The sequence below is a fragment of the Bacillus kalamii genome (genome assembly GCF_047238185.1).
In the GTDB taxonomy this organism is placed as follows: Bacteria; Bacillota; Bacilli; order Bacillales; family DSM-1321; genus Bacillus_AD.
The window spans coordinates 1,086,481-1,100,910 of the sequence record NZ_JBDFMI010000006.1 but is presented as its reverse complement, the minus strand read 5'-3'; the positions used below and the strand labels follow the sequence as shown (position 1 = coordinate 1,100,910).

General features: G+C 41.8%; 14 protein-coding genes. 4 read left to right on the top strand and 10 right to left on the bottom strand.

Annotated elements, in window-relative coordinates:
- Positions 1-670: 670 nt before the first annotated feature.
- The 6 genes from ABC357_RS23230 to ABC357_RS23205 all read right to left on the bottom strand — a co-directional run bounded on the left by ABC357_RS23230 (position 671) and on the right by ABC357_RS23205 (position 6,104).
- Positions 671-1,687: an ATP-binding protein gene (locus tag ABC357_RS23230; RefSeq protein WP_412889874.1), complete on the bottom strand. Its 1,017-nt coding sequence runs from the start codon at positions 1,685-1,687 to the stop codon at positions 671-673.
- On the bottom strand, positions 1,684-2,349 hold the full coding sequence (locus ABC357_RS23225) for a response regulator transcription factor (protein WP_412890110.1): 666 nt from the start codon (positions 2,347-2,349) through the stop codon (positions 1,684-1,686). Before ABC357_RS23225 ends, ABC357_RS23230 begins: the two co-directional genes overlap by 4 nt.
- A gap of 149 nt (positions 2,350-2,498) precedes the next feature.
- Positions 2,499-3,542 (bottom strand): S66 family peptidase, encoded by a 1,044-nt coding sequence (locus ABC357_RS23220; RefSeq protein ID WP_412889873.1) that lies wholly within the window; start codon positions 3,540-3,542, stop codon positions 2,499-2,501.
- 26 nt (positions 3,543-3,568) lie between these two features.
- Positions 3,569-4,492: a prenyltransferase/squalene oxidase repeat-containing protein gene (locus ABC357_RS23215; RefSeq protein ID WP_412889872.1), complete on the bottom strand. Its 924-nt coding sequence runs from the start codon at positions 4,490-4,492 to the stop codon at positions 3,569-3,571.
- Between the two features lie 118 nt (positions 4,493-4,610).
- Positions 4,611-4,973, bottom strand: a complete 363-nt coding sequence (locus ABC357_RS23210; protein WP_412889871.1) for a YccF domain-containing protein — start codon at positions 4,971-4,973, stop codon at positions 4,611-4,613.
- Between the two features lie 96 nt (positions 4,974-5,069).
- The gene (locus ABC357_RS23205) at positions 5,070-6,104 is read right to left on the bottom strand and encodes a DUF2804 domain-containing protein (protein ID WP_412889870.1); all 1,035 of its coding nucleotides are present in this window, start codon (positions 6,102-6,104) and stop codon (positions 5,070-5,072) included.
- A 275-nt stretch (positions 6,105-6,379) separates the two neighbouring features.
- On the opposite strand from ABC357_RS23205, the gene gdhA reads away from it, so the two are divergent.
- The gene (gdhA, locus tag ABC357_RS23200) at positions 6,380-7,765 is read left to right on the top strand and encodes an NADP-specific glutamate dehydrogenase (protein WP_412889869.1); all 1,386 of its coding nucleotides are present in this window, start codon (positions 6,380-6,382) and stop codon (positions 7,763-7,765) included.
- 42 nt (positions 7,766-7,807) lie between these two features.
- Here the strand turns inward: gdhA and ABC357_RS23195 are convergent, their stop codons facing one another.
- The gene (locus ABC357_RS23195; protein WP_412889868.1) at positions 7,808-8,203 is read right to left on the bottom strand and encodes a YbaN family protein; all 396 of its coding nucleotides are present in this window, start codon (positions 8,201-8,203) and stop codon (positions 7,808-7,810) included.
- Between the two features lie 287 nt (positions 8,204-8,490).
- Here ABC357_RS23195 and ABC357_RS23190 point away from each other — a divergent pair, with 287 nt between their 5' ends.
- Both ABC357_RS23190 and ABC357_RS23185 read left to right on the top strand, forming a co-directional pair.
- Positions 8,491-9,510, top strand: a complete 1,020-nt coding sequence (locus tag ABC357_RS23190; RefSeq protein ID WP_412889867.1) for an LLM class flavin-dependent oxidoreductase — start codon at positions 8,491-8,493, stop codon at positions 9,508-9,510.
- Between the two features lie 122 nt (positions 9,511-9,632).
- Positions 9,633-10,373 carry a TraR/DksA C4-type zinc finger protein gene (locus tag ABC357_RS23185; RefSeq protein ID WP_412889866.1) on the top strand — a complete coding sequence of 247 codons (741 nt, stop codon included), beginning with the start codon at positions 9,633-9,635 and terminating at the stop codon, positions 10,371-10,373.
- 54 nt (positions 10,374-10,427) lie between these two features.
- On the opposite strand, the gene ABC357_RS23180 is transcribed toward ABC357_RS23185, so the two are convergent.
- Positions 10,428-11,039, bottom strand: a complete 612-nt coding sequence (locus ABC357_RS23180) for a histidine phosphatase family protein (protein ID WP_412889865.1) — start codon at positions 11,037-11,039, stop codon at positions 10,428-10,430.
- A 241-nt stretch (positions 11,040-11,280) separates the two neighbouring features.
- Here ABC357_RS23180 and ABC357_RS23175 point away from each other — a divergent pair, with 241 nt between their 5' ends.
- Positions 11,281-11,631, top strand: a complete 351-nt coding sequence (locus ABC357_RS23175; RefSeq protein WP_412889864.1) for a GIY-YIG nuclease family protein — start codon at positions 11,281-11,283, stop codon at positions 11,629-11,631.
- 59 nt (positions 11,632-11,690) lie between these two features.
- Here the strand turns inward: ABC357_RS23175 and ABC357_RS23170 are convergent, their stop codons facing one another.
- Together ABC357_RS23170 and ABC357_RS23165 are read right to left on the bottom strand one after the other, a co-directional pair.
- The gene (locus ABC357_RS23170) at positions 11,691-12,521 is read right to left on the bottom strand and encodes a 5'-methylthioadenosine/adenosylhomocysteine nucleosidase (RefSeq protein ID WP_412889863.1); all 831 of its coding nucleotides are present in this window, start codon (positions 12,519-12,521) and stop codon (positions 11,691-11,693) included.
- 287 nt (positions 12,522-12,808) lie between these two features.
- Entirely contained in the window at positions 12,809-13,885 is a 1,077-nt protein-coding gene (locus ABC357_RS23165) for an SEC-C metal-binding domain-containing protein (RefSeq protein ID WP_412889862.1), read from the bottom strand.
- Positions 13,886-14,430 lie beyond the last annotated feature (545 nt).

Sequence of the window (14,430 nt, the reverse complement as noted above, 5' to 3'; positions counted from 1 at the left end):
GAATAACCTGTCGCTACCCTTACAAAAATGTAAGAGTGAAGAAAAGCGGAGGCCGACGTTAAGCCATGTAAAAACTGGACTGATCCGATTAAGATAAAGGAAACACAGTGAGCGCAGCGAGCTGATGTTGACTTATCGAAATGAGGAGAAGGAAGTTTTCTAATGGCTGGAGGCCGCAGCTGGACAAAAAGAAAAGCGGAGGCGGCTTGCACAGGCCCGACAAGCTTAAGACGAGAATTGCTCAAAGGCTGGGTTTGCCTTTGACTATTCTTGGCTTAAGACCTCGAGGGCCTAGCCGCTGTAGCTGGACACCAAGAAAAGCGAAGATCGCCTGCACAGCCCCGACAAGCTTAAGGTGAGGCATTGACAAAGGCCGCTCTTCGCCTTTGACAATGGCTTGACTTAAGACCTCGAGGGGCTGGCGATCGCAGCTGGACATGAGAAAAGCGGAGGCCGACGTTAAGCCATGTAAAAACTGGACTGATCCGATTAAGATAAAGGAAACACAGTGAACGCAGCGAGCTGATGTTGACTTATCGAAATGAGGAGAAGGAAGTTTTCTAATGGCTGGAGGCCGCAGCTGGACAAAAAGAAAAGCGGAGATCGCCTGCACAGCCCCGACAAGCTTAAGGTGAGGCACCCCAAAATGACTGCAAAAAAAGAGTCATTTTTATGACTCTAATAATACAACTTTGCTTTTTGGAAAAATAACGCTGACTTCTGTTCCAACTCCTTTTTGGGACTTGATAGAGATGCCCAGATGCAATTTATCGGCGAGCTTTTTGCATAAATACAGGCCCATTCCTGTCGACTTACGGTACGCACGGCCGTTCTCTCCGGTAAAACCTTTATCGAATACTCTTTTTATATCTTTTTCGTTTATTCCCACTCCATTATCGGAGATATGAAGGATAACATTATTCTCATGTTTGCTGGCCTTAATGGAGATGGTATTCTCTTCACCTTTGCAATAATTAATGGCATTGACAATAATTTGTGTAAGGATGAAATCTACCCATTTTTCATCGCTGAACACAATCTCATGTATTTCATCCATATCGAGCCTGATTTTATTTTGGATAAATCCTCTGGCGTTCTTCTTGACCACATTGGCAATGCATCGGCCAAGCGCGAATTCTTTGACGAGGTAATCCTTGCTGGCACTGCTGCTTCTTGCATAATATAGGGCTTGTTCTATATATCTCTCAACTGATTCAAGTTCATCAAGGACTGCACGCGATGATGAATTTTTTTGGTTCTCCAGCATTAGCTTGCTCGACGCGATTGGTGTCTTGATTTCATGGACCCATGCTTCAATGTAGTCTCTATACTCCAGTTGCATGTTTTTATATTCATTGACGTGTTCATGCATCTCTTTATCAGTTTGGGACAGAATGCCATAGAAGATCTGACCTTCTATAAAATCAGGCTCTTCAATTACCTCTGAAAGCAAATATTTTTTATCAAGTGTTTCGAATTGGTCCATCACTTCTTTGAAATAGCGGTAATGTTTGAACCAGTCGAGTAAATAGGAAATAAGAAGGGGGCATAGCCAGCCCAACAATACAATCCACATGACGATTCCTTGGACGTGAATAAAATAAAGAAATAACTCAATAAATAGCAGTATGAGGATATTTATGAATAGAAAACCGGATTTTTCTCTCAGGAATGCACTTAACTTCATGACATGATATACCCCAACCCCCTGCGTGTTTCAATCGGGTTATCCATTCCTATTTTCTCCATTTTCTTACGCAATCTCGTCACATTGACTGATAACGTATTATCATCCACAAATAATTCGGATGACCATAAATATTCCATCAGTTCTTCACGGGAGATAATACTTCCTTTCCTGCTCATTAAGCAATGAAGGATTTTTAATTCATTCTTGGTCAATTCCTCCTGTTTTCCGTTAAAAACAATCGTCCCATTCGTCAAATTCAACTTGAGATCTCCATATGACAGAACAGCAGATTCCTGATTCGCATAAGCACGCTTCAGGAGCGCTTCAATGCGCGCCAATAAAATCTGGGTATTATAAGGCTTCGTGATAAAATCATCCGCTCCAAGGTTCATGCTCATCAATTCATCGATTTCATTATCTCTGCTTGTCACAATAATAATGGGCACATTCGATTGCTTCCGGACCTCCCTGCAAATGTAATACCCATCGTAAACAGGCAGATTAATATCGAGCAAAATCAGATGGACATCCTCCTTGGATGTATATTCCAGAATGTGCTTAAAATCAGCAGGCGCTTCCACTTCATAACCGTAATTTTCCAAAAAATCCTTCAGTTCATTCCGAAGGGTAGGAGCATCCTCCACAATCAATATCTTCATTTTTTGCACGTTACCACAACCTTTTTGATAAAAGATATCTTTAGTATGCCTTGTCTCTCTGAAAAATCAACCTTTGCCGTAAGTTGATTAAAGAAAAGCATACAAAAAGAGCCTGCCCGGGGCAAACTCCCTTCATATTCTTTATTCAATTAGATAGTGCCGGGTTCCTCAATAGAAAACATCCGGTTTTCACAGTCCACTGTTGCTCTCGCACCATAAGGGAGGACACACATCGGGGATGTATGGCCAAAGTTCATATTGAAAAAAATCGGCAAATCCGAGAGCCCTAATTCATCTCTGACTACTCTAACGATTACTTCCTTATATTCCTCATAAAAGCTATTATCATACGGCTTGCCGAACAATAGGGCAGAAGCTTTCTGTAGAATACCCTGCGAACCATAATTGCGCAGCCAATATTCGATATATTTCGGCTCCGTTTTATCCTCTGATGTCTCAAAGAAAATAATGCTGCCCTCCCACTCGGCAAGCGATGGCCAGACATCCGTCCCTTTCAGCATTTCCAGCACTTCGATGCAGCCCCCGATCAATCGTCCTGTTCGGGTTCCCTCACCTTGAAGCACTTCATAACCCTCATGTTTCTCCATTTTGCGCTCCCTCTTCAGGCTTTGATCCTCCCAAGGAAGATGTTCACTTGTCCAAACGGGTGAAGCCTCAATACTGCCGATGATGTCGCCCGTGAACAATGACTTTTGCACCCAATGAGCTGTATAGTCGAACAGCTTCACATTCTCCGCAAATTCTGCCAGGATGGACGGACCATAGAAGCTTGAAATGCCAGCTCTTCTGCAGACCATGTGAGTAACGGTCGTATCTGAATAGCCAATGAAAACCTTAGGGTTGTTTCGAATGATTGAATAGTCTATATAAGGCAATAATCGTACACTTTCATCGCCTCCTATACAGGAAAAGATGCCTTTAATGGAAGGATCGGCAAATGCAGCCATCAAATCCTTTGCTCTTTCCTGTGGATGTTTATAAACATATTCAGCACCCTTTAACGTATGGGGCATTTCAATGACCTGAAGGCCAAACTGCTCTTCCAACACCTTTTTCCCTCTATTGTAACGATGCAGCAAATCCGGTTCCCCGGCTCCTCCCCAAGAAAGGCTGACCGCCGCTACCTTATCCCCTTTATTCAACATGTTCGGTTTGATTAATTCCATGCCCATCTTCTCCCCTATCTACAGCATTCTGTTCAAATTCTTCCAAACGAATGGAGAAGCTTTGTATAGCTTAAAGCCAAATCTGCCCGCCACCAATTTTCGGAAACACTGAATTCTCTTTCATACATTCCCCATTCCCACGGAACACTCCATACGCCGCCGCTCTCTCTGTTGTCGAGCAGATAATTCAACTCTTCCTCGACCACCTGTTCATTTTGAAGAAAAAATATATTAGCCGGTCCATCAATAAATTGCGAAGGCATCGTGCAATAACGGAGCCCCCATTGGGAACGGTCCTTTTCAATTAAATGGGATACATTTCTTTGTAATTTCTCCTGAATTTCTCCTTCATGCTTAAAAGGAAGGCCTGACCTTTTCAAACAATCGAGCAATCTGATATATGAACTTAATTCATGCATATCATCACTAATGGATGTCGATTTCAAATAATGATCAAATGCCTCCTCTGCTATTCGGGTTGCTGTTTGGTAGAATAGTTGCTCCCTATTCCCATATACAAGCACAAACCCTGCCAACGCAGCAGTAGGGTTATAGCCCCACACTGCATTATCCCCATCAGTGAAGGTCCACCAAGGCGCCCGTGGATAGTCGTTATTGCTATGTATTTGTGCCAACCAAAAACCGCCATTAAAATGAGATGTGTTCTGTAAATAAGCGATCACTTTGCCCACAATTGGGTGCTCTCTTGGACAATCGATTTCCTGAAGGATTTCACAAGCTTTCCATGTTTGTATGGGAGAAGATTCACGATTCCAGCAATCGGCTTCCAATGCATGCCCGAACCCGCCGTCTTCATTCTGATAGGCAAGCAAAGAACGCAACACATTGTTTCTTTCTCCATTTTCATAATGATACTGCCAACGGGCCAGATCGATAGGTCGGGCATTCCGGTACATCCAGTGGCTGATTTCATGAAACACTTTGCTTTTCTCCATCTTTCTATCTCCTTTTCAACCTATTTACGTACTTAAATTCGGCCTGTATTCGCGAATCCCTTCAAGTAATAATTGGATTAAATAGAAAAGACACCCTAAACAGATGTCTTTTCCACACTTAGCGTACTTCCTTGCCGAATGGCATAAGTGAAAGTTGAGCCATTTTTAATGCCTGAAGGGCAAACGGAATGCCTATAATTGTAATCGCCAAGAAAAAGGCACTTACCAAATTGCTGATCGCCAAAGGAATACCTCCGAAGATAAGCCATAAAATATTGAGGAGCAAGCTGCCGACGCCGTTATCGACTGTCACTACTTCTTTTCCAAAAGGGGCCAATTGCAGCTTAGCCATCTTGAAGCATTGCAATCCTACAGGAATGCCAATCACTGTAATGCACCAAATTAAACCGATGAAAAACCAGCCGACCGCATTGAAAAAGCCTCCGAAGATAAACCATAAAATATTGCCGATACAACCCATTCATTATCACCTTTCACTTTCTATGCTGTTTATACGTTGAAGTATATATGAAAGTTTCACCCTTTCCCATTGCTTACAGTTGTCCCCTCTCTGACCTCACCATTTATTCTCTACCCGTTCCGCAAATCCAAGAAAGTCCTTTATCTCTAATTGTTCGCCGCCATCAAGGACAGCCTTGCCAGTGAACCGGCCAAAAACCTGATGCTGCTTGCTTGAAATAATCCCGATGGAAGAATGGTCCCGGCGATCAAGAATAGGCTGGAAGTCCAGCATCAACCGCTCTTCATTCGATGAAAAGGTCCATGGATCCATATAACTGTAGGCATCACCGCTCTTCGGTATATGGAATTGGACCTTATCCAGTTTATGTGCTTTTCCTTTGTAAAACAACATATTTTCAGTTGCCGCAGATGTATCCCCGAATCCATAGCCTATATTGAATCCAAATGCGCTTCCTTCAATTTCCCCAGAAGCAGATCCCCAGTACCAAGTATTCCGGTATGGCCAAACTCCTCTTCCCCAGTCCAGTGTGGCAAAACTATTCTCCTTATCGAACGAATATTTTTTGTGCCCTATTACCGCATATCCTTCTGCCTTCATACAATTGATTTTTTGATTATAATAAAAGGCTTTTGGTTTACCGGGAAATGGAGTGGCTATTACCATTGATTCATCAGGCTCTTCCGACAGGATAAGCTTGCATGAAAAAGAGTCCCTCTTCAAGAAACGATTCATTCGGCAGGACAGTTCTCTTTTCCCATCAGTGATGTGTTTGAATGATAGAGAGATCCTATCATTAGAGTAGCTGATATCACCAGTTCCGGAAGTGCCAGGCAGCCCCATTCCGCCTAGAGGAAAAGCCTTCATGACACTGGCGGTCTTATACCAAGGGACTTGAAAATCAATGAAGGAGACAGAAAGAAGCCCCATGTATGAATTATCTGCAATAGTAAGGGCAACCGCATATTTGTCATTATGGATCAAATAATAATCCCATTCCTTTACACAAAGCGGATGTGCCTTAATATCCCTGCGGTTATATTCAAGCAAAAGAGACGTAGCATACCCTTTCGTCTCTAATTCCCCTTTAGCATTCAATAATTTACCTGATGACCAAATCCTTTTTTGCATTCATTCGCCTCCAAACCGTAAAATATTTTGCTGATTTGTAAAAAAAAATTTTTACGAACGAAACTTGAAAACAAAGCAATGTAAGCACTTACTTCCTAATATCAGTACGGTAACGCGGTGATCATTTTTCATATTTTTATTGTTTTGACTATTCAAAAAATATAAAATAAGTATCATCTTATTATTTTCAAGATTCAATAGAGTCTTGTAAAATTATATTATACACCTCAAATCTACTGGTTGCTAAACTAGTTAAAAGGGAGAATAAAAGAATTATGACAATCACTCAACAGGAAGTTCAACAGGATTCAACGCAGCATGCCCAAAGTTATGTAAACGAAGTCTTTGAAGCAGTTAAAAAGCGTAACCCTAATGAAGAAGAATTTCATCAAGCAGTCAAAGAAATCTTCGATTCTCTAGTGCCGGTATTCGCCAAACACCCTCAATACATGGAAAACAACATCCTTGAACGCATATCAGAACCCGAACGCCTCATTTCCTTCCGTGTTCCATGGGTAGATGACGAAGGAAAAGTACAAGTCAACCGAGGTTTTCGAGTCCAATTCAACAGCAATATAGGCCCTTATAAAGGCGGCATCCGCTTCCACCCTTCCGTTAACGCAAGCATTATTAAATTCCTTGGATTTGAACAAATCTTCAAAAATTCTCTAACAGGCCAGCCTATAGGAGGAGGAAAAGGCGGCTCCGACTTTGATCCTAAAGGTAAATCAGATGCAGAGGTAATGCGGTTCTGCCAAAGCTTCATGACAGAACTATGCAAATATATCGGTCCGGACACAGATGTGCCTGCCGGAGATATTGGCGTAGGCGCCCGTGAAATCGGCTATATGTTTGGGCAATACAAGCGAATAAGAGGCGGTTACGAAGCAGGTGTACTGACCGGAAAAGGCCTCGGCTACGGCGGCAGCTTAACGAGAACCGAAGCGACAGGCTACGGCACTGTCTATTTTGTCGAAGAAATGCTTAAAGACAAAGGTTTAAGCTTCAATGGCAGTAATGTCGTCATATCCGGCTCCGGGAATGTCTCTATTTATGCCATCGAAAAAGCGACTCAATTAGGCGCTAAAGTCGTTGCCTGCAGCGATTCCGACGGCTATATTTACGATCCTAAGGGAATCCATCTCGACACAATCAAACAAATCAAAGAAGTGAACAGAGAGAGAATCCAGGAATACGTCAATATCCATCCGGATGCTATTTACAATGAAGATTGCTCCCACATCTGGTCCATTCCATGCGACATCGCCCTTCCATGCGCCACACAAAATGAAATCGATGAAAAATCGGCTAAACTACTAGTGGCAAATGGCGTAAAAGCGATTGGAGAAGGAGCCAATATGCCTTCCACTTTGGAAGCAGTCAACATATTCCTCAATAACAGCGTGCTATTTGGTCCTGCCAAAGCGGCTAATGCAGGCGGTGTTGCCGTCTCTGCTCTTGAAATGGCCCAAAACAGCATGAGAATGCCATGGTCATTTGAGGAAGTAGATGAAAAGCTGCATCAAATCATGAAAAATATCTATAAGAACAGCATTAAGGCTGCAGATGAATACGGCTGCTCCGGCAACTTGGTTGTAGGCGCCAATATTGCCGGTTTTCTTAAAGTAGCCGATGCGATGATGGCTCAAGGAATTATCTAATAATAAGAAGCGGGTCCCTGTTCGTTGAGGACCCGCTTCTTATTATTCCTGTATATTCTCTTCCTTCGCTCTTTTCTCCCTCGGAACACCTGGCAGCCTAATGACCACAATTAATTCCATCAGTGCAATCCCTATAAGCATCAAACGTATATATGGATGTGACACAAACAGCCAGCTGATTAGCATTAACCCATACGTAAAAGCAAGCATTTCAATTTTTACAGAGATTGAAACGCCGCCTTGCTCCTTAAAGGCCACAACATACCTTTTATATACCTTGGTGGACTTTAACCAGGCATCCCATTTTTCAGAACTCTGGGCAAACAGCCAAGCTGCCAACAGAAAAAAAGGAGTGGTAGGCAAAATAGGCATCGGTATGCCAATCAACCCAAGAATAAAACTGATCCATCCGCAGATAAATAAGATTTTCTTTTTCATCAGACCGCCTCTCTTTCCATTTCATTTAAAGGAACGGCATCTATATATCCGATACAGAGATCGAATAACGTTCAAATTTAATCTATATTGTCCATACATAATTGTCCTCTTCATTTTATGGATATCCATTATTAAGGTCAATGGAAAGAGCTAACATCAAAAGATGCAGAAGCACGTCGATAAGCGTATAAGTGTATATCCTTCTCTATCCTTGTTAGAATGGAGGGATAGGAATCCTCCTTAAATTGACAATAAGAAGATATTTTATATAGAAAGAAGTGAGTTGATTGGACCATAACTCAGAAAAAAAATATTCCATATTGGATTTATCGCCTATCAATAAAGGCGGCAACGCCACTCAATCTCTACAAAACACACTTGATTTGGCACAACATGCCGAAGCCTGGGGATATAACCGGTATTGGCTAGCCGAACATCATAATATGCCCGGCATAGCTTCATCCGCTACATCTGTCCTTATTGGGCATGTTGCAGCTGGAACAACTACCATCCGGGTCGGTTCAGGCGGAATTATGCTGCCCAATCATGCCCCCCTTGTTATCGCTGAACAGTTCGGGACATTGGAAGCCCTTTTTCCTGGGCGGATCGATTTAGGTCTCGGCCGAGCTCCGGGAACAGATCAGTTGACTGCTTTTGCTCTTCGGCGCGGCAGCCGCAGCGACGGACATGATTTTCCTGAACAAGTCGCTGAATTGCGGGGCTATTTCAACCCGGCCTTGCAGGAGGAACCGAAGCGCGTGCACGCCTATCCGGGAGAAGGCTTGGATATCCCTGTATGGCTGCTCGGTTCGAGCGGATTCAGTGCTCAACTGGCTGGGCAATTAGGGTTGCCTTTTTCGTTCGCAAGCCATTTTGCTCCTGAAAATACGATACCGGCACTGGATTTGTACCGCCGAAGCTTCAAACCTTCTGATGTATTGGATAGACCATACGCCATGGTTGGAATGAATGTGGTGGCTGCGGATACAGATGAACAAGCATCCTATCTGGCCACTTCCATGCAGCAGCAATTCCTGAAGCTTCTTCGCAATCAACCTGGGCCATTGGAGCCGCCGGTCGATCACATGGATTCTATTTGGAGCCCACTCGAAAAAGAAGCCTTGCAGCAAAGAATCGGTTCATCAATCGTCGGCAGCCCGGCCTCTATTAAACAGCAGATTCAAACCTTTATGGACGAAACCGAAGCTGATGAAATGATTATAACTAGCACTATTTTTGATCATCAGGCTCGGCTGCATTCATATGAAATAGTCGCACAACAAATGGGGTTGCTGAAAAACAAGTAAAGCAGGCGTCTAAGGCGCTTGCTTTTTTTCTATGTATGGTCTTTGATTCTTTTTGCATACATAAAATTGCCCATTGTGTATGAAACTAGGTACAGTAACAACCATTGAAAGGACTGTATGTCATGCTTTCTCCTCTACAGCTGCAATCACTTGCAGAACAATTGCATAAACAAAAACATTCTTTGGAGCAAACTTTAGAAGCCAACGACCATTTTGGATTAAGAGAGAACTTATACGATTCTGTGGGAGATATTTCAACATACGATAATCATCCGGCTGATAATGCCACTGAATTATTTGAACGCGAAAAGGATATCGCCCTTAACGAACATACGGAGACTGAAATAGAAAAAATCGATAAGGCTCTTCAGGCAATGGATGATGGTACCTATGGAAAATGCAGTATCTGCGGTGCCTCTATTTCGTACGATAGGCTAGAAATCCTTCCTTACACGCTTACCTGCAAAGAACACAGCCTATCGCAGGAAGTATCAACAAACCGGCCTATCGAAGAAGAAGTCCTTCCACCTTTCGGCAAACGGGATACCGAAGAAACTGTGGAATTCGATGCTGAAGATTCTTGGCAGTCTGTGGCAAAATGGGGCAACTCAGATACCCCTTCTGATTTTTTCGACCCTAAAGAACATTACGATCAAATGTATATCAATTCCGATGAGCATATTGGCTATGTCGAAGATATTGAAAACAGCATCGGAAATGATATTACCGGCAGAAATATAACAATCTATCCAACGAGCGAACTTGAAAAGTATGAAGATGCTTTGGATGAAGAAGGCATTATGACAACTTTTGGCGACTTAAAAGAATATGAAGAAGAACCTTATGTGGAAGATGAAGAATAACGATGGCCTATAAACAGCAATGTCCCTATGTCAGCGGCATTGCTGTTTTTCTTTTCAATCCAAATGGGAGACATCCCCTTCACCCATAATGACCTTTTTTCCATCTTTTTCAATATCTATGAGAGTTAAACTCGAATCATATATATATGGAGGATCCCAGAGCTTATCCAGAGAATTTCCTTTAAAGTGCGCCAGCAGGGATTTAATGACTACCGTATGTGTAACTATCAAAACATTGCCGGCCATATGGTTTGCCTCTATTTCACTTATGGATTTCAATGCCCTTTCTTGAAGCTCAAAAAAAGTCTCTCCTGAAGGATGGTGGTAAAGATGCGGCTTATGCCAAAAATGCTCGAATAAATCGGGATCATTCTTGCTGATTTCCTCCTGCTTACACCCTTCCCAATTCCCCATATGGATTTCTCTCAATCCTTCCATTTCAACGAACTTTATTCGTCTGTCCCCCTTCAAAATCGAAGCTGTTTCCATAGTACGCTTGCTTGGGGAACAATAGATAGCTTCAAATGGAATATGCGCCAATCTCTCTTTCAATTTTTCGACATTGCTTCTGCCTCTTAACGTTAATGGTGAATCGAGCCAACCTTGCATTCTTTTTTCTACATTCCATTCTGTTTCACCATGGCGCATTATGTATAATTTCGCCAAATCGCCCCCTCCTTTATTATCAGTAATCATACACTAAAACCTGGAAATAATCACTTGCAGATAATCAGTAAGGGCCATGAGTGCTAATCATTATAAATTATTTGACATATGTCAAACTTTAAATTAATATGTTTGTTATAAAGCAAACATATTTATAATTTGTTTATTTTAAATAAACACCAGTTATGATTATCCTTCATACAAATATCAAAACAGAGCTTAAGGGGAAAGGTGAAGAAAAATGGACCGAAAAAAAGAATTGAAGCAACTTTATAAAGAAACAAAAATCGAAGCGGGGATCTACCGTATCACCAACAAAGTGAACGACAAAGTATTCATCGGCCGCACTCGAAACTTTAAGACATTAAATGGCGTTAAATTTATGCTTGAAAATGGAACTTTCACAAACAAGGCCCTTCAGGAAGAATGGAATGAATATGGGAACGAAGCGTTTGAGTTTGACATACTAGAAACATTGAACAAAGAGAAGAACCCCGATATGAATGAAAAAAAGGCACTGGAATTAATAGAAGAAAAATGGATCGACAAACTTCAGCCCTTCGAGGAACATGGATATCATAAAATCAAATAAAGCTAAACAAAAAAAGGTACATCACCCAGGTGATGTACCAAAAAATCGTTTTCTTTCTATTACATGTCTTTCAATAATCGATTGACAATCTTTGCTGAATTCTCGGCAGCTTTTACCTCAAACTCGTCATAGGTCATTTCCGCTTCGCCATTCGCCAAATCGGAAATGCTGCGGATAATGATGACTGGCAATTTATTCACGCTCGCAACGTGGGCAATTGCAGCACCTTCCATTTCAGCAGCATATGCATCAAAGTTTGTAATCAAAGATTGCTTTAAAGCTTGGTCGCTGACAAATATATCTCCTGAAGCAATTGTACCGATATATGCCTGATTCTCTTTCAAGACTTCATTTGCAATCTTTTGGGTTTTTTCAGCCAATGCCTTATCTGTTGAGAAGTAAGTAGGTTCTCCATTCTCAGACATGTCAGAGATATACCCCTTCTTGTGGCCGAATGCCGTAATATCCATATCATGCTCTACTGCACGGCTGGATACGACTACATCCCCAACTTTTAACTTATCGTACAATCCGCCGGCAACACCTGTATTGATTAGTGTTCCAACGTTAAATTCATCCACTAGGATTTGAGTACAAAGAGCTGCGTTTACTTTTCCAACGCCAGATTGAACAATAACCACTTCTTTGCCATTCAGGCTACCGCGGAAAAATTCCAAGCCGGCTTTTTTCACCACTTTTGTATTTGAAAGCTGGGATTTCAACGTTTTCACTTCAGAATCCATCGCTCCGATAATACCGATTGGTTGTACTTGCTCCTTTTTAGGTGCTGATGATTTTTTTTCAGCGCCCTTTGCGTTGTCCTCGTTTGAAGAACAACCAGCCACGATCAATAGCATAGCGGCCATGCATACTGCTAATAACTTTTTCATATCCAATCTCCTTTGATGTTCTCTCACTCTCAGATGTGTGCCACAGAAATCATTATATAAACATAACAATTATATAGTCAATACAAAATACGAATATTTTACATAAACATAAAACATATAGTTCGTAAATATACACTTTCACTATTCCGAAAACACTTTTTTGAGTCATTGTTTTCTAAAAGCACGAATAAATAATTCTTACGCCAATTAAGATTTCATCATAAAAAAAGGATAGAACAGGCATTCATCTTTCATGCATGTTCTATCCTTTTCATCACGCCATGGACTTATTTTCCACAGCATTTTTTATATTTTTTACCGCTTCCGCATGGGCATGGTTCATTGCGCCCCACTTTGTCGCTCTTAGCCTGCGGTGCTGTGCCTTGCTTCGCTGGCGCCAGTTCAACAGGCGCATGCCCCTTCAATACCCATAAACGTGTATGGTTCATGACATTGATCAGGTATGCCGCAAAGGTTTGGACATCATCGCTGGATGGGAAATCCATATATTGCGCAAAGAAACCGACTACATCGCTGAGAGGTTCATCATTTTGGATTTTTATCAAAGCCTCCTGGATTAACTCTTCAATCAAGCCAGGCTCCAACTCGTAACTGTTTCGGATGAAATTCTGCAATTCTTGTACTTGAGGAGTATGCTCAATCATTTCATGGCGATTCATCTTAAACATATCATCCTGTGTCAGCTCATGGTAAGGCAATTCTTCTCTCTGCTGAAGCTGGCTCCATAAACGGTCGGGATCGCTGACTTGATCGCTAACGAAATACTCATCTTTTCTTTCAAACGCATTGTAATAATCAGAAAGGTGGTCGACATAAGCTACCAGCCATGTATCTTCCAAATCAAGGCCGGAGCAGCGGCGAATCATCTCCTTCATTACATCCGCTTCAACCATTCCGTAATTGCGGGCGATGGCAAACAACAAATTAGTGATTTTCTGGTTTGCATTTACCTTTTCCTTCAATACAGCAGGATTTAGCTTGTAGAACTGCTCTGTCACTTCTTTCGGCATGACAATCATCTGCTGCCCATCCTTTGTAACAGGATGCACATATCCCAAGCTGCTTAAATAAAAGACGTCTTCCAAAGCCAACTGGCTGATTTCAATCATTCCGTTCTTGGTCATCATTTGAAGGATCGCTGAATATTGATCGACATCCAAATATTGGGCCCTTTCTACAACTGTCAACGGAATATTCTCCGCTAGTGCCACGACCAACTCTTTTTTCCTTAACGAACTCATGTTTTTCAACGCGAGATTGCGACGGATAGTTTTTAGTTGCTCCATATTAAGAGAACTAAGCATCGATTCTAATGTATATTCATCCATTGCATCCAAATTCATTCTTTCTTCTGCCTCCTGTATCTTGTTTCCATTCATTATCTATTAAATAAAGTGGACTACTTCCTCTATCCTTCCGCTTTTGCTTGCAGCGGAAATCTCACTGGTTCAGCCAGTAAAACCGCTTCTGCATGTTTAATCGAACATTTAACAGACACACTTCTCGTATTATATTTCTTATGCAAGGTAAATGAAACAGTTACGCTTAAAGACTGACTATTCTTAACCAAGCGGCAAGAGGAGATGGTTGCACCTGATCCCGGGGGCAATTGTCATCCGGTTAGCCTTCCTTCGTCCATGCTACATTCCACTAGAGGGCCTAGCCCCCTGTTTCCTTCAGAAATTTCATCTGTTCTATAGATAGCCTTCCAACGTTCACGTTTAATAGATTGACTTCATTATAACATGGAATATGGATCGGTATCTTGAACCGCTATCATCCAATCTACTATGGACATATGGTTAACTTGTAATCAATTACCATTGGATTTCCAATAATATTTTGTTAGGATAATTTTAGTTTTAAAAATAACCTTTAAGTACAGTCC